We start from the raw sequence: 19,786 nt of genomic DNA, 5'->3' as shown, positions 1-19,786 counted from the left end.
CGCACCGTCCAACATCGAATACTCAGTATGGACGTGCAGGTGGACGAAAGAATCGTTCGACACCAGCGAAAACCTCCCCTAGGCAGACGGCTTCCCGGCTCCGGTCGACGCGGCGGGCCCGGGCTGCCCACCCTAGTCCGCCGCGGTCCGAGCGTTCCGTCTGGATCCTCTCTCTTCCGTAGGCCGAGCGCGGCTGCGACGCGCCGGGCGCGTTCGGCGTGGTGATCGCCGGTGCGCCCCTCAGTACCCGGACACGGTCGCACCCGGCACCGACAAAACCGGGGCCTCGGACAGCCGGACCGTCCAGAGTCACCCGGGAGCGTGAACCAGCCCACAACCGCCGAGCAAGGGACCATGGCTCCGCTTGACAGCGGCCGGGCCGGAACCGACGATCCGTCGCGTGAACCTGTCTGACAGCCGGGCAGCCGGACCGCTCCCCCGGCGCGTCAGCGCGATGGAAGCCGTCCTCGGCCATCTGCGGCAGGCGATCGAGCACGGCGAGTACGCCGTCGGCGACCAGCTGCCGTCGGAGGCGGCGCTGAGCAGGGAGTTCGAGGTCAGCCGATCGGTCGTGCGCGAGGCGTTGCGCGGGCTGCAGGCGCTCGGGCTGACCGTTTCGCGCACCGGCCGCGGCACGTTCGTCACCGCGAGCGGCCCGCCGGAGAACCCTACGTTCGGCGACTACTCGGCCCGCGACCTGGTCGAGGTGCGCAGGCACGTCGAGGTTCCGGTGGCCGCCTACGCCGCCCGCCGCCGCGACGCCGACCAGCTCGCCCGGCTCGCCGATCTCGTCGACCGGATGGACGCCGAGACCGCGGACGCCGCTTGGGTGGCGCTCGACTCACAGTTTCACGTCACGATCGCACGGGCATCAGGCAATCCGGTGTTCGCGAAGGTGATCGAGGAGATCCGCGACGCGCTGGCCCGCCAGTCCGCGTTCCTGAACCACCTCGGCGGACGGCGCACCCAGTCGAACGTCGAGCACCGGCGCATCGTCACGGCGATCGCCGAAGGCGAAGAAGACGCGGCGGCGGCCGCGATGACCGAACATCTCGATCACGTCGAGAAGACCCTGACCACGATCGTACGACCGGCGCGCGCCGGCGAAGCAGAAACAGGTACCACCGCGTGACTGAAGAAACCCTGCCCGCGGCTGCCGAGGCGGACACCGCCGACGCGGGCGACGCCGGATACCGCAAGGCGCTGAAATCCCGGCACATCACCATGATCGCCATCGGCGGCGCGATCGGCACCGGCCTGTTCCTCGGCGCGGGCGGACGGCTCGCGCAGGCCGGTCCGGCGCTCGCGATCGTGTATGCGGTGTGCGGGCTCTTCGCGTTCTTCGTGGTGCGCTCGCTCGGCGAACTGATCCTGCACCGGCCGTCGTCCGGCGCGTTCGTGTCCTACGCGCGCGAGTTCATGGGCGAGAAGGGCGCGTACGTCGCGGGCTGGATGCACTTCCTCAACTGGTCGACCACCGGCATCGCGGACATCACCGCCATCGCGCTCTACGCGCACTTCTGGTCGTTCTTCACGCCGATCCCGCAGTGGGTGCTCGCGCTGATCGCACTGGCGGTCGTGCTGTCGCTGAACCTCGTGTCGGTGAGGCTGTTCGGCGAGATGGAATTCTGGTTCTCGATCGTCAAGGTCGCCGCGCTGGTGCTGTTCCTGATCGTCGGCATCGTCCTGCTGGTGACGCAACATCCGATCGACGGCCACGTGCCCGGCCCGCAGCTGATCTCCGACCACGGCGGCGTGTTCCCGGCGGGCATCCTGCCGATGATCCTGATCGTGCAGGGCGTGGTGTTCGCCTACGCCTCGTGCGAACTGGTCGGCGTCGCGGCGGGCGAAACCGAGAACCCGAAGAAGATCGTGCCCAAGGCGATCAACTCGATCATGTGGCGGATCGCGGTGTTCTACGTCGGCTCGGTCGTGCTGCTGGCGATGCTGCTGCCGTGGGACGCCTACTCGGCCGACCAGAGCCCGTTCGTCACCGTGCTGGCGAAACTGGGCGTGCCCGGCGCGGACAGCATCATGAACCTGGTCGTGCTGACCGCCGCGCTGTCGAGCCTCAACTCCGGCCTGTACTCGACCGGGCGGATCCTGCGCTCGATGTCGCTGGCCGGGTCCGCGCCGAAGTTCACCGGCGTGATGAACCGCAACCAGGTGCCCTACGGCGGGATCCTGCTGACCTCGTCGGTGTGCGTGGTCGGCGTCGGGCTGAACTACGTGGTGCCGAAGGACGCGTTCGAGATCGTGCTGAACTTCGCCGCCGTCGGCATCCTCGGCACCTGGGCGATCATCGTGCTCAGCCACCTGCTGTTCGTGCGGAAGGCCCAACGCGGCGAGGCGACCCGGCCGCGCTTCCGGCTCCCGTTCTCGCCCTATACCGAAATCGCGACGCTCGCGTTCCTCGCCGCGGTCGTCGTGCTGATGGGCTTCGACAAGACCGGCCGGATCACCCTGATGGCGCTGCCGGTGATCGTCGTCGCGCTGGTGGCCGGCTGGTTCGTCGTGCGCAAGCGGATCGACATGAGCGCGTTCGACAAGGCGGAAGCGTCGTGATCCCGCAGGAACGCGAACCGCGGCACGTCCCGCTGGTCCATCTTCTGCGCGAGGGCATGGTCGAAGGCGTGCACCACGGTTCGGTCGTCGTGCTCTCTCCCGATGGTTCGACGCTGTTCGAGGCAGGCGACCCCGACGTCGCGATGTACCCGCGCTCGACGGCGAAACCATTGCAGGCCGCCGCGATGGCCCGGCTCGGACTGCGCCTCGGCCCGTCCGGTTTCGCGATCGCCGCGGCCAGCCACTCCGGCGAACCGCGGCATCTCGAAGCGGCGGCCGCTGTGCTGGCAAGCCGGGGCTTCGCCGAAACCGACCTGGGCAACCCCGCCGACCTGCCGTACGACCCGATCGAACGGGACGCCTGGATCGCCGGCGGACGGCAGGCGGCGCGGCTCGCGCACAACTGCTCCGGCAAGCACGCCGCGATGCTGGCCGTCTGCCAAGAGCAGCGATGGGACATCGACAGCTACCTCGATCCGGCACACCCGTTGCAGCGCGCGATCCGGGAAACCGTCGAAGAGCTGACCGGGCAAACCGTGCCGCGCGTGGCCACGGACGGCTGCGGCGCGCCCCTGTTCGCCCTCTCCCTGCGGGGCCTGGCGAGGGCTGCTTCGCAGATCGCGACCGCGCCCGAGGGTTCGCCGGAATCGTTGGTGGCCACCGGAATCCGGCGGCATCCGGACCTGGTGGCAGGAAGCAGGCGCGACGTCACCCGGCTGATGCGGGCCGTGCCGGGGCTGATCGCGAAGGACGGTTTCGAGGCCGTGCAGCTCGCCGCGTTGCCGAACGGAACCGCAGTGGCCTTGAAGATCGCCGACGGCGGCGACCGAGCCCGCCCAGCGGTACTCGCAGCGGCACTGGCGCGAGCAGGCGTCGGCCCGGAACTGCTGGCCCCGTTCAGCAACCCCGCACTCCGGGTGACGGACGCACTCGCCGCCTAGGTCCGTGCGGGGAACCCTCACAGACGCTGATTCCCTCAGGGTTCCCCTCACGACCAGCGACGATGCCTCCCCCGCGCCCCGATACGAAGCCGGGGCGCCACCGCTTCCCAGCAGGAGCGGAACGGTAGCGACTCGCGTAGGTTCGATGACGTGCTGAACCGAATCGTCGACCGGGTGCTCGGTCTCCCCGCGGCCGAAGGCCCGGCCCCCGCCGCCGCCGAGGGCCTCCGCGTCCCGATGCAGGACGGCGCACACCTCCTAGCCGATCGCTACACCCCGGCGGGCTTGACGACCGGCCCAGTAGTCCTGATCCGCACCCCTTACGGCCGCACCGGCCCCCTCGCCAAACTCTTCGGCGAAACCTTCGCGCGCCACGGCCTGCAGACAGTCCTCCAAAGCACCCGCGGCACCTTCGGCTCCGAAGGCGAATTCCGCCCGTTCCACACCGAACGCGAGGACGGGATCGCCACCGCGGAATGGCTGCGCGCGCAACCCTGGTGCGACGGGCGGATCGCCATGGCGGGCGCGAGCTACCTCGGCCACACCCAATGGGCGGTCGGCCCGTATCTCGACCCGCCGCTGGAGGCCATGTGCCTCGGGATCACCGCGTCGGAATTCGTCAGCACGTTCTATCCGGGAGGGGTGCTCGCGGCGGACAACATGGTGTCCTGGTCGAGCCTGATCGGGAAGCAGGAGGAGCGGTTCGCCGCGCTGCCGAACCCGCTGCAGACCCGGCGCACGCGCAACGCGATGGCGTACCTGCCGATCGCGGGCGCGGACGTGGCGGCGATCGGCAAGCCGGTGCGGTTCCTCCAGGACGTCACCGAGCACGCGGACCCGGACGACGATTTCTGGCGGATGTCGGACCACAGCGCCGAAGTCGCGAAACTCGACGTGCCGGTCAGCATGGTCACCGGCTGGTACGACCTGTTCATCCGCGCGCAGCTGCGGGACTTCCGCACGCTGCAGGACGCCGGACGGTCGCCGCGGATCACCGTCGGCCCGTGGTCGCACGGCGAACCGGCCAGCTTCCGCACACTGATCCAAGACCAGCTCGGCTTCCTGCGCGCGCACCTCGCCGGCGACCGTACCCAGTTGCAGCGCTCCCCCGTGCGGATCTTCCTTCAGCGGGCGTCGACCTGGCTCGATTTCGACCAGTGGCCGCCCGCTTCCGAGCCCACGCACGCACACCTGCGCCCGGTCGGCGGCCTCGGCGAAACAGTGCCCGGCGAGGCACTGCCCACGCCCTTCACCTACGACCCGGCGGATCCGACCCCGGCCGTCGGCGGGCCGTTGCTGACGGGAAAGTCCAAGCAGCGCGACAATTCCGAGATCGAGGCGCGCGACGACGTGCTGGTGTTCACCGGCGAACCGCTGGCGCACGACGTCGACGTGATCGGCGACGTGTCCGCCACGGTGTTCGTACGGACCGAATTGCCCGACGCTGACGTGTACGTGCGGCTGTGCGACGTCGACCCCGGCGGCATCTCGCGCAACGTCACCGACGGAATCCTGCGGTTGCGTCCCGGCGTGCCGGAAGCCGGTGCCGACGCAGTGGTGCGGGCCGAGGTGGAACTCGACCCGACCGCGTACCGCTTCCGCCGCGGGCACCGGTTGCGCGTTCAGGTCGCGGGCGGCGCGTTCCCCCGGTTCGCGCGCAATCACGGTACGGGAGAACGGGTTTCGTCCGCGGTGCGCGGCGCGCCGAACCGGTTCGAGGTGTTCCACGACGAGACCCGGCCGTCGCGGGTCACGCTGCCGGTCTTTACTCGGTGACCGCGCGCTGATGCGTCGTCAGCCTGCCGTCGTCGTACAGCACGTGCAGCAGGAGCGACGGCGGGCTGTCGAAGTCCAATGGCCCGCCCTCGTCCCAGCCGCGTTCCGCGCCGGGTTCCACCGGCAGCAGTGAGCCGGACACCACGCCCGGCGCGATCCGCACCGGCACGCCCGCGAACTCGGTCGCCGCGCCGGTGTGCACGTGTCCGCACAACAGCGCCGTTATGCCGGGATGCCGCTTCAGCACGGCGGCGAGGCGGTCTTCGCCGGTCTGGCGGATCGCGTCCACCAAGGGCACTCCGACGTCGAGCGGCGGATGGTGGAACGCGACGAACGACGGACCGTCATGGCTGGCGAGCGTGTCGTCCAGCCAGGCGAGCGTCTCGTCGGCGAGGTAGCCGGCGCCTTTGCCCGGAATCGTCGAATCGCATGACACGAGCAGCAGATCGGCCACCTTGGTCGCGGAGTTCACCGGTGCGTCGCTGGCCGGTTGTCCCAGCATCGCCTCGCGAAACCGCGCGCGGACGTCGTGGTTGCCAGGGCAGACCACCACCGGCATCGGGAGGTCCAGCAGTTCGGCCGCGCGACGGTACTCCTCGGGCAGTCCGTGATCGGCGATGTCGCCGGTGGCGAACACGGCGTCGACCGGGTTTTCGAGGTTTCGCAGGTACCGCGTCACCGCGGCGGCCCGTGCGTCGGCGCGCTCGCTGCCGTCGAGGTGGATGTCGGACAGATGCGCGAAAACCCGCACCGGATCAGCTCCCCTGCAAATACGTCAACGCTTTCACCCAGTTCCGGACGAGCAGCGCGGATGCGCCGGGCAGGTCGCCGGCCCGCAAGGCCGCCGCGATCTCGCGGTGTTCGGCCACGCTCTCCGCCACTCGGTCCCGCCCGCCGAAGTATGCCGTCTCGTAGCGTTTGAGCAACGGTTTTGTCTGCTCGATCAAGCGCAGCAGATGCGGGTTGCCGCAGCGGGACGTGAGCAGCGCGTGCCAGCGGTCGTCCGCCGCGGGGAGATCGCGGGAATCGGCTGTCTCGTCGGAGATCCGGTCGAGCGCGTCCGGCAGCGAGGCGAGCTCCAGCGGCGACGTCCAGCGCAGCGCGAGCGCTTCCAGCTCGGCGACCAGCGGGTACAGCCGGCGCGCCTCCTGCGGGTCGAGCGGCGCGACCAGGAAGCCGCGGCCGGGCGCGGCGACGAGCAGCCCGCGGTCGGCCAGTCCGATGAGCGCCTCGCGCAACGGCGTCCGGGAGACGCCCAGCTCGTTCGCCAGGCGGACCTCGTTGATCCGGGTGTCGGCGGGAAACCGTCCGTCGAGGACGCGCGCGGTGATCTCCTCGACAAGTTCACCGCGCAGGAGTCTTCTGACCATGCGAGGAGTATTGCACACAGTTCGCCCGTACTGTATTCAGTTCATATGGCCAGCTCTTTCGATGTCGACCGCGCACGATACGAAACACCAGGGTGCGTCGGAGTCACGCACTTCAACAACGCAGGCTCCGCCCTCCCGCCCGCGCGCGTCACCGACACGGTGATCGACTACCTGCGCACCGAATCCCTGCTCGGCGGCTACGAAGCGGCCGAACAGGCCAAGGACCGCATCAACGGCGTGTACACCTCGGTCGCGCGGCTGCTCAACGCCGCTCCGGACGACATCGCGCTCAGCGACAACGCGACCCGCTCGTGGCAGGCGATCTTCTACGCGCTGCCGTTCGGACCGGGCGACCGGATTCTCACCGCGAGCGCCGAATACGCCAGCAACGCCATCGCCTACCTCCAGATCGCGCGCCGCACCGGAGCGACCGTCGAGGTCGTGGACAGCGACGAAACCGGCCAGCTCGACGTCGACGACCTGCGCCGCCGCATCGACTCCGACGTCAAGCTCATCGCGGTGACCCACGTCCCCACGCAGGGCGGCCTGGTGAACCCCGCCGAGGAAATCGGCGCCGTCGCCCGCGAGGCAGGCATCCCGTTCCTGCTCGACGCGTGCCAGTCGGCCGGCCAGCTGGACCTCGACGTCGAACGCATCGGCTGCGACGCCCTGACCTCCACCGGCCGGAAATACCTGCGCGGCCCGCGCGGCACCGGCTTCCTGTACGTGCATCCGCGACTGCGCGACCGTCTCGAACCGGCGATGCTCGACCTGCACTCGGCCAAGTGGACCTCCCCTGCCGAGTACGTCGTCGACCCGACCGCCAAGCGATTCGAGGTGTGGGAACGCGACTACGCCGCCATACTCGGCCTCGGCGCGGCCGTGGACTACGCGATCGAGTGGGGCCTGCCCGCGATCGAAGACCGCGTCACCGCCCTGGCCGCGACCCTGCGCTCCCGCCTGGCCGACCTGGACCAAGTCACCGTGCACGACGCCGGCGCGCGCAAATGCGGCCTCGTGACCTTCAGCGTCGACGGACTGCCCGCGGACGAGATCAAGGACCGCCTCAACGCGGCGAAGATCAACACGAGCGTCACGCACGCGTCGTCGGCGCAGTACGACTTCACCGCCCGCCGCTTGCCGGACCTGGTGCGCGCCTCGGTGCACTACTACAACACCGAGGAGGAAATCGACCGGTTGACCGGCGAGGTCGCCGTCCTCTCGCGGTGACCTCGCGGCGCGGAAGATCACCCGTTTGACGCAGTATCCAGCACCGCCGACACCGCCTCTTGTCTCGCGTACACCCGCGGAGTGCGCTGCGGCCGGGCCTGTCGAGGGGGCAGGCCCGACGGGGCAAGGGGAGGGACGAGAAGGCCTCTTGGGCCGGGAACGATGGGGGATCCCGGCCCAGGAGGCCTTCTCTTGTTCCTAGACCAGCGCCGCCGACGGGTCGGAGTCGCGCAGCGCTTCGACCACCGCCCGGGCGTTCTTGACGCTCGCCGCCTTCGAGTAGGTGTTCTTCGTGCCGCCCATCGCCCGGCTGAAGCCCGAGTGGTACACGGCGTGCACTTCCACCAAGCGGCTGTCGTCCTCGTCGTAGACGTAGATCTGCACCGCCCAGCTGCCGATGTTCTTGTCGTGCGAGGCGACCGCGCTGAAGACCGGCTGGCGCAGCACGTCGGCGAACGGATCGTCGTCCTGGTCGATCTTGCCGAAGACGACGCGCCTGCCGCCCAAAGCGTTCTGGAACACCCGCGCGATATCTCCCGCAGACAAAGACGATCTCGCCTGAATGACGTCACTTGGCATTTCCGCACCCGTTCTGGTCAACAATTTCCGGTTGAATTGCGGCACCCCCGACGCACAAGTCGGCATGAACCGAACAGCTGGTACACGAATTCGCCGACAGAGACCGAACCGTGACTCGCCCGGCTCAGCGCCCCTGCCGCGTCTGCCCCGCCCGGCGGCGCATCTCGGCGGCCTGTTCCTCCTGGCGGCGGCGCTTCCGCTCCGCCTCTTCGCGCTTCTGCTGGTCCGCCAGCTCCTTCTGCTGCTTCTGGACCCGTTTCGCCGCTTCGGCATCGGCCTGCCGGTGGTGGCCGTAGTCCGGCGGCGGGGTGTAGGGCATGAGAACCTCCAGCATCGCGTGACGGTTTCGCTGACGCGCGAATCGACATCAGCACGTGCGGAGTCGGCCGGGCAGAACGGCTTGTTACAACTGCCCTATCCCGGCTCGTCGGATATCGGCAGCAATTCTTGGGCTTCCTCGCCAGATTGTTTAAAACACTCAGGCCGGGCTAGCCGACGAATGCGAGAACGACCAAACCCCATCCGGCGAAGCTTTCACCGGATGGGGTCAGATCAACCACGGTGGGCGCAGCAGGGATCGAACCTGCGACCGCTCGGGTGTAAACCGAGTGCTCTCCCGCTGAGCTATGCGCCCGCACGCCGGAGCGGGGAAACCCCGCCCCGGCGGACGAAAACAATCAGGCAGTCAGTTCCTCGACCGCCTTCTTCCACCCCGCCTGGTCGCGCGCCTCGCCCGGCGCGTTGACCTCGGCGAAGCGGACCACGCCTTCGGCGTCGATCAGGAAGGTGCCGCGGACGGCGAGCCCTGCCTGGTCGTTGAACACGCCGTATTTCCGCGCCACCTCGCCGTGCGGCCAGAAGTCCGACAGCAGCGGGAACTGGTAGCCCTCGACCTCGGCCCACGCCTTGAGCGAGAACGGCGTGTCGACCGAGACGCCCAGCACCTGGACGCCCTTGCCGTCGTAGTCGCCGAACTCGTCGCGCAGCTGGCACAGCTCGCCGGTGCAGATCCCGCTGAAGGCGAACGGGTAGAACACCAGCAGGACCGGCTTGTCGCCCTTGAACTGCGACAGCGTGACCGGCTGCTTGTTGTAGTCGTTGAGCGTGAAGTCAGGGGCCTGCGAACCGACCTCGACGGCCATACCGGCGATTCCTCTCCAGAGCGAACACGAGCGTGCCGCCCACCCTATCGCGGCCTCAGCGCTGCTTGGCCTTCGAGGACTTCGGCGACACCAGCCGGGTGCCCAGCCAGCCAGGGCCCACGCTGATGTTCGCCGTCTGGGCGAGCCCGACCTGGGGCACCGCCTCGGCGATGTCGCTGGGCTCGACGTGCCCGGGCTGCCCGGTCTTCGGGGTCAGCACCCAGATCACGCCGTCCTCCTCCAGCGGACCGCGGGCGTCTACCAGCGCGTCCCCGAGGTCTCCGTCGTTGTCGCGCCACCACAGCAGCACGACGTCGATGACCTCCTGGGCGTCCTCGTCGAGGAGCTCACCGCCGATCGTTTCCTCGATCGCCGCGCGAACGTCGTCGTCGACGTCCTCGTCCCAGCCGATCTCCTGGACCACCATGTCCGGCTTGATGCCAAGGCTTTCGGCGACGCCGGCACTGCCTGCGTCTCCCGCGGCGACCACTGCTTTCACTCCTCCAACTACGACGGAGCGCGGCAGTAGGTCCGCCGCACTCGGATACACGGATGTCGAACAGCGAACACTGACGCGGCGCTGCGCGCAACCGTCCACACCGGATCTTTGGCAAGTCGTGTCTGCAGCGTAGGGGCCCGCCGCCGCCTCGCCCGACTCCGGGTGGCACTCAGTACCCCACCACTGCGAAGCTCTCCCGGGGAGCCTCCTTTAGGGTGGAGAAGAGAAAACGCGCGCGCGATACACCGTGCGCGGGGAGTGGCGACACTCGGGCGGCCGATGTTACCGGGCAGTACAGGTGACGGGAACCCCAACCGGGACGACCATGGACGTCGGCGAGCACTCCCGCCCACCAGCTACAACGGCTACAACCAGCTACAAGGAGACCCCTTGGCCCCGCAGAACGACGGCGCCTCCGGCAAGGAGACCCCGGCTCGCGTACGCGTCATCCGTGACGGACTCGCGGCGCACCTTCCCGACATCGACCCGGAAGAGACCAGCGAATGGCTGGACTCCTTCGACGAGGCGCTGGCCCGAGGGGGCCAGCAGCGGGCCAGGTACCTGATGCTGCGCATCCTCGAGCGCGCCCGGGAGCGCAATGTCGGCGTCCCGGCGCTCACGTCGACCGACTACGTGAACACGATCCCCACCGAGAACGAGCCGTGGTTCCCGGGCGACGAGGAGATCGAGCGCCGCTACCGCCGCTACATCCGCTGGAACGCGGCGATCATGGTGCACCGCGCGCAGCGGCCGGGCGTCGGCGTCGGCGGCCACATCTCCACCTACGCCTCGTCGGCGGCGCTGTACGAGGTCGGCTTCAACCACTTCTTCCGCGGCAAGGACCACTCCGGCGGCGGCGACCAGGTCTTCTTCCAGGGCCACGCCTCCCCCGGCATGTACGCCCGCGCGTTCCTCGAGGGCCGCCTCACCGAGCAGCAGCTCGACGGGTTCCGCCAGGAGTTCAGCCACGCGGGCGAGGGCGGCGGCCTTCCGTCGTACCCGCACCCGCGGCTGATGCCGGAGTTCTGGGAGAACCCGACGGTGTCGATGGGCCTCGGCCCGATGAACGCGATCTACCAGGCGCGGTTCAACCGCTACCTGCGCGACCGCGGCATCAAGGACACCTCCGACCAGCACGTCTGGGCGTTCCTCGGCGACGGCGAGATGGACGAGGCCGAATCGCGCGGCCTGATCCACGTGGCCGCGGGCGAGGGCCTGGACAACCTGACCTTCGTGATCAACTGCAACCTGCAGCGGCTCGACGGCCCGGTGCGCGGCAACGGCAAGATCATCCAGGAACTGGAGTCCTACTTCCGCGGCGCGGGCTGGAACGTGATCAAGGTCATCTGGGGCCGCGAATGGGACTCGCTGCTCTCGGCCGACCGCGACGGCGCGCTGGTCAACCTGATGAACGTCACGCCGGACGGCGACTACCAGACCTACAAGGCCAACGACGGCGCCTTCGTCCGCGAGCACTTCTTCGGCCGCGACCCGCGGACGAAGGAACTGGTCAAGGACCTGTCCGACGCCGACGTCTGGAACCTCAAGCGCGGCGGCCACGACTACCGCAAGGTGTACGCGGCGTACAAGGCGGCCATGGAGCACCACGGCCAGCCGACGGTGATCCTGGCCCACACCATCAAGGGCTACGGCCTCGGCCCGTCGTTCGAGGGCCGCAACGCCACGCACCAGATGAAGAAGCTCACCCTCGACGACCTGAAGCTGTTCCGGGACGCGCAGCGGATCCCGATCAGCGACGAGGAACTTGAGAAGAACCCGAAGCTGCCGCCGTACTTCCACCCGGGCCCGGATTCGCCGGAGATCGAGTACATGCGCGGCCGCCGCAAGGCGCTGGGCGGGTACCTGCCGGAGCGCCGCCCGAAGACCGCCAAGGCGCTCGTGCTGCCCGGCGACAAGGTCTACGAGGGCGTCCGCAAGGGCTCGGGCAAGCAGGAGGTCGCCACCACGATGGCGATCGTCCGGCTCATCCGCGAGCTGGCGAAGGACTCGGAGATCGGCAAGCGGATCGTCCCGATCATCCCGGACGAGGCGCGCACCTTCGGCCTCGACTCGATGTTCCCGACCGCCAAGATCTACAACCCGCACGGCCAGACCTACACCTCGGTCGACGCGAGCCTGATGCTGGCGTACAAGGAGTCCGAGAAGGGCCAGCTGCTGCACGAGGGCATCAACGAGGCGGGATCCACCGCGTCGTTCACCGCCGTCGGCACGTCGTACGCGACGCACGGCGAGCCGATGATCCCGATCTACATCTTCTACTCGATGTTCGGGTTCCAGCGCACCGGCGACGGCCTGTACGCGGCGGCGGACCAGATGGCCCGCGGTTTCGTGCTCGGCGCCACCGCCGGCCGCACCACGCTGACCGGCGAGGGCCTGCAGCACGCGGACGGGCACTCGCTGCTGCTGGCGGCGACGAACCCGGCCGTCGTGGCGTACGACCCGGCTTACTCCTTCGAGATCGCCCACATCGTCAAGGACGGCCTGCGCCGGATGTACGGCGAGACCGGCCCGGACGGCAACGGCGAGAACATCTTCTACTACATCACCATCTACAACGAGCCCTACCAGCAGCCGGCCGAGCCGGAGAACCTGGACGTCGACGGCGTCCTGAAGGGCCTCTACCGGTACTCCGACGCCCCGGCGGGCGACGGCCCGGAGGTGCAGGTGCTGGTCTCCGGCGTCACGATGCCGGACGCGCTGAAGGCGCAGAAGAGACTGGCCGAGGAGTGGGGCGTGCGGGCCGCGGTGTGGTCGGCCACGTCGTGGGGCGAGCTGCGCCGCGAAGCGGTCGAGATCGACCACGAGAACCTGCTGCACCCGGACCAGACGCCGCGGGTTCCGTACGTCACGCGGAAGCTGTCGGAGGTTTCCGGCCCGGTCGTGGCGGTGTCGGACTGGATGCGCGCGGTGCCGGACATGATCCGCCCGTGGGTGCCCACCGACATGCTCACGCTCGGCACCGACGGGTTCGGCTTCTCCGACACCCGCCCGGCCGCGCGGCGCAAGTTCCTGGTGGACGCCGAGTCGATCACCGTCGGCGCGCTGTCCGCGCTCGCCAAGCGCGGCGAGTTCGACCAGGCGAAGGTCGCCGAGGCGGCGCGCCGCTACCGGCTCGACGACGTGGCGGCCGCCGGGCCGCAGACGTCCGACTCCGGCAACGCGTGACCGTCGCTTGATTTCAGGGGCCCCTCCGGGACAGTGTCCGGGAGGGGCCCCTGCTGTGCTGATCGGCCACAAGCAGGCCGGCCCCGCAGCGGCACGCGACCGTGGCTGTGGTCGGATCGGCAACGATCGACACAGTACGGTAGACATCGGATGTATCCGGATGCCTGACGAAAGGTGGTCGAGCGTGACCCAGCGTCGCCTGCCCCGGCCCAGCGAGCTCAAAGAGATCCTGCGGCCGAAGCCGATCGTGCTCAACCCGACCGACCGGCGCCTGGCCGCCGCGCACACGATCGCCGACCTGCGGACGATCGCGCGCAAGCGGACCCCGCGCGCGGCGTTCGACTACACCGACGGCGCGGCCGAGCTCGAGGACAGCCTGCGCCGCGCCCGGCAGGCCTACCGCCGGGTGGAATTCCAGCCCAACGTGCTGCGTGGAGTGTCCGATGTGGACACCAGCAGGGAGATCCTCGGCACGCGCTCGGCGCTGCCGTTCGCGTTCGCGCCCACCGGGTTCACGCGGATGATGCAGACCGAGGGCGAGCGCGCGGTGGCCAGGGTGGCGCAGCGCAACACCATGCCGATGGCGCTCTCGACAATGGGCACCACGTCGATCGAGGACCTCGCGGCGGCCGCGCCGGACGCGCGCAAATGGTTCCAGCTGTACGTGTGGCGCGACCACGGCGCGGGCGAAGATCTGATGAATCGCGCGTGGGAGAGCGGATATGACACGCTCCTGCTGACGGTCGACACCCCGGTCGCTGGCCAGCGGCTGCGCGACGTCCGCAACGGCCTCACCATCCCGCCCGCGCTGACCCTGAAAACGTTCGCGGACGGCGCGATGCACCCGGCGTGGTGGTTCAACCTGCTGACCACCGAGCCGCTGAACTTCGCGTCGCTCAACCACTTCGGCGGCACCGTCGCGGACCTGCTGGACAAGCTCTTCGACCCGACGCTGAACTTCGACGACCTCGACTGGGTGCGCCAGACCTGGCCGGGCAAGCTCGTGATCAAGGGCGTGCAGAACGTCGACGACGCCCGCGACGTGGTGAAACACGGCGCGGACGCGGTCCTGCTGTCCAACCACGGCGGCCGTCAGCTCGACCGCGCCCCGACGCCGATCGAGCTGCTGCCCGCGACGCTGGACGAGATCCAGGACAGCGCCGAGGTCTGGGTCGACACCGGCATCCTGTCCGGCGGCGACATCGTGGCCGCGCTCGCCCGCGGCGCGAACGCGGTGCTGATCGGCCGCGCGTTCCTGTACGGCCTGATGGCGGGCGGCGAACGCGGCGTGCAGCGCTGCGTGGACATCCTGCGCACCGAGATGATTCGCACGATGCAGCTGCTCGGGGTCCGGCGGGTGGACGACCTGCGCCCCACCCACGCCACGCTCCGCTGAGCCCCCGACGTCCTTCCCCGGCCGGCGCGATCGGCGTAATCCGGTATCCAGTGACGGACATCACGTCTCCTGCCTTCGGAACATCCGAGGGGGAAGACCATGTCCGTCACGCCGAACCGCCGCGCACTGGCGATGCTGCGCGCGATCGCCGCCGGCCGAGCCGAACTCACCCGCAGCTGCGAACCGGACCTGAGGGTCGACGGCCTGCCCTGCTGCGACCAGACGACCGCGCACGATCTCGTCCGGGAAGGCCTGGTCCGCCCGGTGTCCGCGCCGGGCGGCGCGGTCGGGCAGTGGACGCGGGCCGAGTTGACCCCGGACGGGCAGCTCGCGCTCGGGGCCTGACCTCAGCGCGCCGCGGCGACGGCCTTCCCGCCGGCCACCGCGGTGCGCGCCGAGCGATTCCAGGTGACCCAGCCGTGGACGACCAGCGCGGCGAAGACGAGGTAGATCGCGGCCGAGAAGTACAGGCCGGAACTGATCTGCAGCGGCACGCCGATCGCGTCGACCACCAGCCACACGCCCCAGAACTCCACGAGCCCGACGCCTTGCGCGGCGAACGCGACGAGCGTCCCGACGAAAATCGCGGCGTCCGGCCAGGGCGCCCACGAGGCATCGAGTGCCTGGAGCGTCAGCGCCATCGCGACCGTGCCCAGCCCGAACGCACCGAGCATCACGGCCCGCTCGGTCCAGCGGCCCTTGCGCACGACGACGCCGTACACCGGGTCGGTCCGGCGGTTCCAGGCCCACCAGCCGTAGAGCGAGATGAGCAGGATCGCGACCTGCCGCCCGGCGAGCCCGCCGAGATGCGCGGACGCGTAAACGGAGAAGAGCAGGACGGTCGCGCCGACCTGCACCGGCCAGGTCCACAGCGTCCGCCGCTGCGCGAGGAACACGACCGCGAGCGCGAACACCTGCCCGGCCAGCTCGGCGATCGAGATCCACTGGCCGAACACGGTCACGCCGTGCTGCAACAGGAAGTCCACGTCGGCACCCCTTCCGATCTACGCTTCCCAACATGCAGCACGGAGCCTCCATTCCCGTGCCGATGTGAGACTGAAGACAGTCCCGCTGAGTGGACGCCGGGCAGAGGGAAGGGGCCGCGCTGCTGGAAGCAGCGCGGCCCCTTGCTCGCCCCGGTCAGCGGACCGGGAAGGCCGTCAGCGAAGCCGTCAGCCGGACTCGACTCCGGGCGACGGCACGGCCTCACCCTCCTTGCCGGTGCCGGCTCAGCGGTCCACGCGCCCGAACCCGGCGGGCGGGGTCGGCGGCTCCGGCGGCCGGCCGCCGTCCGCGGGCATCTGGCGCGTCTGCTCGCCCGGCTGCGGCAGGCTGCCCGACTGCGACTGCGGGTAGCTCTGCGTCCGGGCCTGCCCGGCCTGCGCGTGCTGCCCGCTCACCTGGCCCGGCTCGCGCGCACCGTTGCCGGAGCCGATCTGGCCCTGCAGATTGGCCAGCCAGCCGCCCCACCGTTCCTGGGCCGGTTTGATCAGGCCGCCGCCGAAGCCGACCACGATCACGCCGCCGACGGTCGCCAGCACCGCGATCAGGATCGGGCCGGTCACCGCCGTCGCGATGTTCACCTGGCCCAGCGCCGCGATGATGCCGAACGCCATCACCAGCCAGTACGCGATCGTGCTGAGCAGCCGTCCGGCCGGGCGGCCCGACAGCGCGCCCGCGACGAGGTCCCGCACGACCTTCGCGATCGCCGCCGCCACGATGATCAGCACCACCGCGACCAGGATCCTCGGCAGGAACGCGATGATGTCGTTCAGCAGCTGGCTCACCGGGTTCGACTGCCCGAACACCCCGAACGCCAGCTGCAGCGCGATCAGCAGAATGAAGTAGTAGACGAGTTTCACGAGCACCGCGGTGGCGTCGAGATTCGCGCCCTTCACCATTCCGGTCAGCCCGGTCTTCTCCACCATCCGCGTGAAACCGAGTTTTCCGAGAACGAGCCCGACGGCTTTGGACACGGCTTTCGCGATCAGCCAGCCGATCAGGAGGATGATCAGAAAGCCCACGAGTTTCGGGACGAACGTGGCCACCAGATTCCAGGCCTGTCCGAGTCCGTCCTTGAGTTGTTCACCCACGCTGGCTCCCTTCGCCGCGGTTCGACGTGGATTCCGGCACCGTCCTGTCGCACCGGGTCGCAGGACAGGTACCCACTGCACCCGAGTGCTGTGCACCACGATCGAGTGAGACGACTGGCGCGGGAAGATCAATCGCGGCCATACTTGTCCTACCGGTGGGGACCGGGGAGACGAGGCCGCTCGGCGCAGCGAAAACCGCAAGCGCCGGGCGGCCTCGAACATTTCCCGCTCTTTATTGCCGCGCGACGGCGCTTCCGAGACGAATGCGGTTCGGGTTTTCTCCGCCGTTCATCTGGTCTTCATGGTCGGGCCATCGGCGGGCCGCCGACGGATTTGCGCGCCGGCCAGCGGACGGCGGCGGAGATGTCCGGACGGAATCCCGTGCAGGCCCGGTCTGTGCGGTGCGCATTCGCGTTGCGCGGCAGCCCGCGGCGGCGAATTGCGGGCCTTCCGCTCGCGTGCCGGATAACCGCGCAGCGGCAATAGCGCGCGGGCGAGATGCCGTACGAAGGTCGATAACCGGTGTTCGGCCGACGACCGGAACGGCGCGCCCTCGCGAGGGCGGCGTTCACGCAACTCACCCGATACCGCTAACCCACATGGGTGAGGGCTCCCGCCGCCCGGGTCCCGCACCGGACCGACAGGTCCACCGAGAGTAGCGGCTTTCGGAGAAGAACCAGCGGGCCGCGGCATTCCGCCGCGGCCCGCTGTCCGGAACTCCGCGGTCAGGCAGCGCGCAGCGCGTCCCGCAGCTTCACCTTCGCGCCGGTGCGCATCACCGCGTTGCGGTAGATCCGCGCGGCCAGCCAGATCAGCGCCGGGATGAGCGCGATGACCAGGCCGACCGACAGCACCGCCTCCCACACCGGCACGCCGCCCATCGCCAGCCGCATCGGCATCAGCGTCGGCGCGAACACCGGGATCACCGACAGCACCTCGGCCAGCGGGCTCCCCGGATTCGACGGCAGGATCGAAATCCCCACCACGTACCCGGCGATCACGAACATCAGCGCGGGCATGGTCGCGCCGCCCACGTCCTCCTGCCGCGACACCAGCGCGCCGAGCGCGGCGAACACGATCGAATACATGAAGAACCCGAGCAGATACCAGACGATCAGCCAGATCACGGTGCCGATCGCCGCGTTCGCCGAGATCGTGAGCACGCCGAACCCGAGCCCGGCCGCGACACCGGCCACGCCGATCGCCAGCATCTGGATCAGCCCGACGACGCCGATGCCGAGCACCTTCCCGGCCATCAGCTGCCACGGTTTGATCGTCGAGAGCAGCAGTTCGACCACCCGCGAGGTTTTCTCCTCGACGACGCCCTGGGCCACGCTCTGCCCGTTGAGCATCAGCGAGAGGTAGATCAGGATGCCCGCGATGATGCCGAGCACCAGCTGCTGCCCGTTGTAGTCGTACGGTTTCTCGAGCGGCGGCAGTTCGTCGATCGTCGCCTCGGCGGTCGCCTGGCGCACCTTCGCCGGGTCGCCGCCGAGAGACTCGATCTGCTGGTTGAGCGCCAGCTGCCCCTCAAGCACGGTGAACGTGTTCTTCAGTTTCGCGTCCAGGTCCTTTTTCACCTGGACGTGCAAGCGCTTCGCGTCCTGCACCAGCAGCGCGTCGATCGAACCGTCCCGCAGCTTGTCCTGGCCCGCCTTCTCGTCGGGCACCTGCTGCGTCGCGACGGTCTGGCCGATCGACTTCGCCGTCGCGCTCAGCGGCTGTGCCAGCTGCGCGGCGGCCGGCACGTAGCCGACCGTCGCGTCGGCGCTCCCGCTGCCGTTGAAGAGCTTGAAGACGAGCGCCAGCCCGACGACGATGACCACCATCACCAGCGTGGTGATGCGGTAGGCCTTGGAATTGACCCGCGTGCTGATTTCCCGCCCGGCCACGAGGCCGACCGCGGACATCGGGCTCATCTGGACTCCTGCCCCGGTCATGCCGCGGCCTCCTGCTGCTGCTCGGACACGACAGAACGGAACAACTCGGTCAGGGACGGCAGTTTCCGGGCGAATTCCCGCACCGGGCCGGTCGCCAGCGCGGCGCGCAGCACCGCCTGGTCGTCCGCGCCGTCGGCCAGTTCCAGTTCGGTCACCGCTGCCCTGCGCCCGACCACGGTCACCCCGGACAGCCCGGCCGCCCAGTTTTCGGGAGCCTCGGGAGCGTCGACGAGCAGCCGGACGGTCCCGCCGGCGCGCAGTTCCGCCACCGTGCCGGACGCTTCCATCCGTCCACTCCGGACAATCCCGATCCGGTCGCACAGCCGTTCCACCAAATCCAGCTGATGGCTGGAAAACACGACCGGAACGCCCTCGGCCGCCTTCTCCTTCAGCACGTCGCTCATCACGTCGACGGCCACCGGGTCCAGCCCGGAAAACGGTTCGTCCAGCACCAGAATCCGCGGTTCGTGCACCAGCGCGGCGGCCAGCTGCACGCGCTGCTGGTTGCCGAGGCTGAGCTTCTGCACCTCGTCCTCGCGGCGCGCGGCCACGCCGAGGCGTTCGGTCCACCGCTCGCTCGACGCCTTCGCCGCGGCGGCGGGCATTCCGTGCAGCCGGGCCAGATACGTGAGCTGGTCGCCGACCTTCATTTTCGGGTAAAGCCCGCGTTCCTCGGGCATGTAACCGATCTGCCGGCGGGTCTCGTGCGTGATCGGCTCGCCCGCGTAGCGCACCTGGCCCGCGTCGGCGCTCAGCACGCCGAGCGCGATCCGCATCGTGGTCGTTTTGCCCGCCCCGTTGCTGCCGACGAATCCGAAAAGCTCGCCCGGCCGCACCTCGAACGTCATTTTCTCGAGCGCCACCACGGCGCCGTACCGCTTCGAGATCCCGTCGATCTCCAGTCCGGGCTCTGGCATGGCCCGTCCCCCTGTTCTCTTTTCGCCCGGGGCGATCCCCTGCCACCCCACCCGGGATCCTAGGCACTTCGGCCGAACTCCGCCCACCGCCTGAGGTCGCCGCCGCGTCCGCCTAAAGTTGCGGGTCGCGGGCGGCACGTAGGATCGGATCC

The 19,786-nt window shown here is 69.5% G+C and carries 18 protein-coding genes and 1 tRNA gene; 8 read left to right on the top strand and 11 right to left on the bottom strand.

From position 1 onward, the window contains the following. Positions 1 to 454 precede the first annotated feature (454 nt). From A4R44_RS36435 to A4R44_RS36420, 4 genes are all read left to right on the top strand, one after another. Positions 455 to 1,132: a FadR/GntR family transcriptional regulator gene (locus A4R44_RS36435; RefSeq protein WP_067591226.1), complete on the top strand. Its 678-nt coding sequence runs from the start codon at positions 455 to 457 to the stop codon at positions 1,130 to 1,132. Beyond that, entirely contained in the window at positions 1,129 to 2,565 is a 1,437-nt protein-coding gene (locus A4R44_RS36430; protein ID WP_067591185.1) for an amino acid permease, read from the top strand. Before A4R44_RS36435 ends, A4R44_RS36430 begins: the two co-directional genes overlap by 4 nt. After that, complete coding sequence (locus A4R44_RS36425) at positions 2,562 to 3,506, top strand: asparaginase (RefSeq protein WP_067591182.1); 945 nt, start codon at positions 2,562 to 2,564, stop codon at positions 3,504 to 3,506. The genes A4R44_RS36430 and A4R44_RS36425 overlap by 4 nt, the downstream gene beginning before the upstream one ends. 150 nt (positions 3,507 to 3,656) lie before the next feature. Then, positions 3,657 to 5,282: a CocE/NonD family hydrolase gene (locus tag A4R44_RS36420; protein WP_067591179.1), complete on the top strand. Its 1,626-nt coding sequence runs from the start codon at positions 3,657 to 3,659 to the stop codon at positions 5,280 to 5,282. Here the strand turns inward: A4R44_RS36420 and A4R44_RS36415 are convergent. Both A4R44_RS36415 and A4R44_RS36410 read right to left on the bottom strand, forming a co-directional pair. Continuing rightward, a complete protein-coding gene (locus A4R44_RS36415) occupies positions 5,272 to 6,033 on the bottom strand; it encodes a metallophosphoesterase (RefSeq protein ID WP_067591176.1) in 762 nt (253 codons plus the stop codon). The genes A4R44_RS36420 and A4R44_RS36415 overlap by 11 nt on opposite strands. A gap of 4 nt (positions 6,034 to 6,037) precedes the next feature. Continuing rightward, positions 6,038 to 6,652: a GntR family transcriptional regulator gene (locus tag A4R44_RS36410; protein ID WP_067591173.1), complete on the bottom strand. Its 615-nt coding sequence runs from the start codon at positions 6,650 to 6,652 to the stop codon at positions 6,038 to 6,040. A 45-nt stretch (positions 6,653 to 6,697) separates the two neighbouring features. On the opposite strand from A4R44_RS36410, the gene A4R44_RS36405 reads away from it, so the two are divergent. Then, complete coding sequence (locus A4R44_RS36405; RefSeq protein WP_067591170.1) at positions 6,698 to 7,882, top strand: aminotransferase class V-fold PLP-dependent enzyme; 1,185 nt, start codon at positions 6,698 to 6,700, stop codon at positions 7,880 to 7,882. A 198-nt stretch (positions 7,883 to 8,080) separates the two neighbouring features. Here the strand turns inward: A4R44_RS36405 and A4R44_RS36400 are convergent, their stop codons facing one another. From A4R44_RS36400 to A4R44_RS36380, 5 genes are all read right to left on the bottom strand, one after another. Continuing rightward, a complete protein-coding gene (locus A4R44_RS36400; RefSeq protein WP_157905081.1) occupies positions 8,081 to 8,428 on the bottom strand; it encodes a hypothetical protein in 348 nt (115 codons plus the stop codon). A 157-nt stretch (positions 8,429 to 8,585) separates the two neighbouring features. Next, positions 8,586 to 8,795, bottom strand: coding sequence for a hypothetical protein (locus A4R44_RS52100; protein ID WP_067591164.1), 210 nt, complete (start codon positions 8,793 to 8,795; stop codon positions 8,586 to 8,588). 228 nt (positions 8,796 to 9,023) lie between these two features. Next, positions 9,024 to 9,095 (bottom strand) — tRNA-Val (locus tag A4R44_RS36390). A 43-nt stretch (positions 9,096 to 9,138) separates the two neighbouring features. Continuing rightward, positions 9,139 to 9,603 carry a peroxiredoxin gene (locus A4R44_RS36385; RefSeq protein WP_067591161.1) on the bottom strand — a complete coding sequence of 155 codons (465 nt, stop codon included), beginning with the start codon at positions 9,601 to 9,603 and terminating at the stop codon, positions 9,139 to 9,141. 55 nt (positions 9,604 to 9,658) lie between these two features. Beyond that, the gene (locus A4R44_RS36380; RefSeq protein WP_067591158.1) at positions 9,659 to 10,093 is read right to left on the bottom strand and encodes a DUF3052 domain-containing protein; all 435 of its coding nucleotides are present in this window, start codon (positions 10,091 to 10,093) and stop codon (positions 9,659 to 9,661) included. A 399-nt stretch (positions 10,094 to 10,492) separates the two neighbouring features. On the opposite strand from A4R44_RS36380, the gene aceE reads away from it, so the two are divergent. The 3 genes from aceE to A4R44_RS36365 all read left to right on the top strand — a co-directional run bounded on the left by aceE (position 10,493) and on the right by A4R44_RS36365 (position 15,029). Continuing rightward, on the top strand, positions 10,493 to 13,288 hold the full coding sequence (gene aceE / locus A4R44_RS36375; RefSeq protein ID WP_067591155.1) for a pyruvate dehydrogenase (acetyl-transferring), homodimeric type: 2,796 nt from the start codon (positions 10,493 to 10,495) through the stop codon (positions 13,286 to 13,288). Between the two features lie 184 nt (positions 13,289 to 13,472). Further along, entirely contained in the window at positions 13,473 to 14,684 is a 1,212-nt protein-coding gene (locus A4R44_RS36370; protein ID WP_067591152.1) for an alpha-hydroxy acid oxidase, read from the top strand. Positions 14,685 to 14,783: 99 nt separating this feature from the next. Then, positions 14,784 to 15,029, top strand: coding sequence for a hypothetical protein (locus tag A4R44_RS36365; RefSeq protein WP_067591149.1), 246 nt, complete (start codon positions 14,784 to 14,786; stop codon positions 15,027 to 15,029). Between the two features lie 2 nt (positions 15,030 to 15,031). On the opposite strand, the gene A4R44_RS36360 is transcribed toward A4R44_RS36365, so the two are convergent. The 4 genes from A4R44_RS36360 to A4R44_RS36345 form a co-directional block, all read right to left on the bottom strand. Continuing rightward, positions 15,032 to 15,670 carry a nicotinamide mononucleotide transporter family protein gene (locus tag A4R44_RS36360; RefSeq protein ID WP_067591146.1) on the bottom strand — a complete coding sequence of 213 codons (639 nt, stop codon included), beginning with the start codon at positions 15,668 to 15,670 and terminating at the stop codon, positions 15,032 to 15,034. Positions 15,671 to 15,913: 243 nt separating this feature from the next. After that, positions 15,914 to 16,777: a hypothetical protein gene (locus A4R44_RS36355; protein WP_095213836.1), complete on the bottom strand. Its 864-nt coding sequence runs from the start codon at positions 16,775 to 16,777 to the stop codon at positions 15,914 to 15,916. A 725-nt stretch (positions 16,778 to 17,502) separates the two neighbouring features. Continuing rightward, a complete protein-coding gene (locus A4R44_RS36350) occupies positions 17,503 to 18,717 on the bottom strand; it encodes an ABC transporter permease (protein WP_093576924.1) in 1,215 nt (404 codons plus the stop codon). Then, positions 18,714 to 19,634, bottom strand: coding sequence for an ABC transporter ATP-binding protein (locus tag A4R44_RS36345; RefSeq protein ID WP_067591141.1), 921 nt, complete (start codon positions 19,632 to 19,634; stop codon positions 18,714 to 18,716). Before A4R44_RS36345 ends, A4R44_RS36350 begins: the two co-directional genes overlap by 4 nt. Positions 19,635 to 19,786: the final 152 nt, after the last annotated feature.

Source organism: Amycolatopsis sp. M39, from assembly GCF_001651785.1.
Classification (GTDB): Bacteria; Actinomycetota; Actinomycetes; order Mycobacteriales; family Pseudonocardiaceae; genus Amycolatopsis; species Amycolatopsis rubida.
Note: the sequence above shows the minus strand (reverse complement) of the source record. Positions and strands in the feature narration are given on the sequence as shown.

Bases quoted from the DNA above. Each gene is read 5' to 3' on its own strand.
- A4R44_RS36435 (WP_067591226.1), top strand. From the start codon at position 455: ATGGAAGCCGTCCTCGGCCATCTGCGGCAGGCGATCGAGCACGGCGAG.
- A4R44_RS36410 (WP_067591173.1), bottom strand. From the start codon at position 6,652: ATGGTCAGAAGACTCCTGCGCGGTGAACTTGTCGAGGAGATCACCGCG.
- A4R44_RS36405 (WP_067591170.1), top strand. From the start codon at position 6,698: ATGGCCAGCTCTTTCGATGTCGACCGCGCACGATACGAAACACCAGGG.
- A4R44_RS52100 (WP_067591164.1), bottom strand. From the start codon at position 8,795: ATGCTGGAGGTTCTCATGCCCTACACCCCGCCGCCGGACTACGGCCAC.
- A4R44_RS36385 (WP_067591161.1), bottom strand. From the start codon at position 9,603: ATGGCCGTCGAGGTCGGTTCGCAGGCCCCTGACTTCACGCTCAACGAC.
- A4R44_RS36365 (WP_067591149.1), top strand. From the start codon at position 14,784: ATGTCCGTCACGCCGAACCGCCGCGCACTGGCGATGCTGCGCGCGATC.
- A4R44_RS36350 (WP_093576924.1), bottom strand. From the start codon at position 18,717: ATGACCGGGGCAGGAGTCCAGATGAGCCCGATGTCCGCGGTCGGCCTC.
- A4R44_RS36345 (WP_067591141.1), bottom strand. From the start codon at position 19,634: ATGCCAGAGCCCGGACTGGAGATCGACGGGATCTCGAAGCGGTACGGC.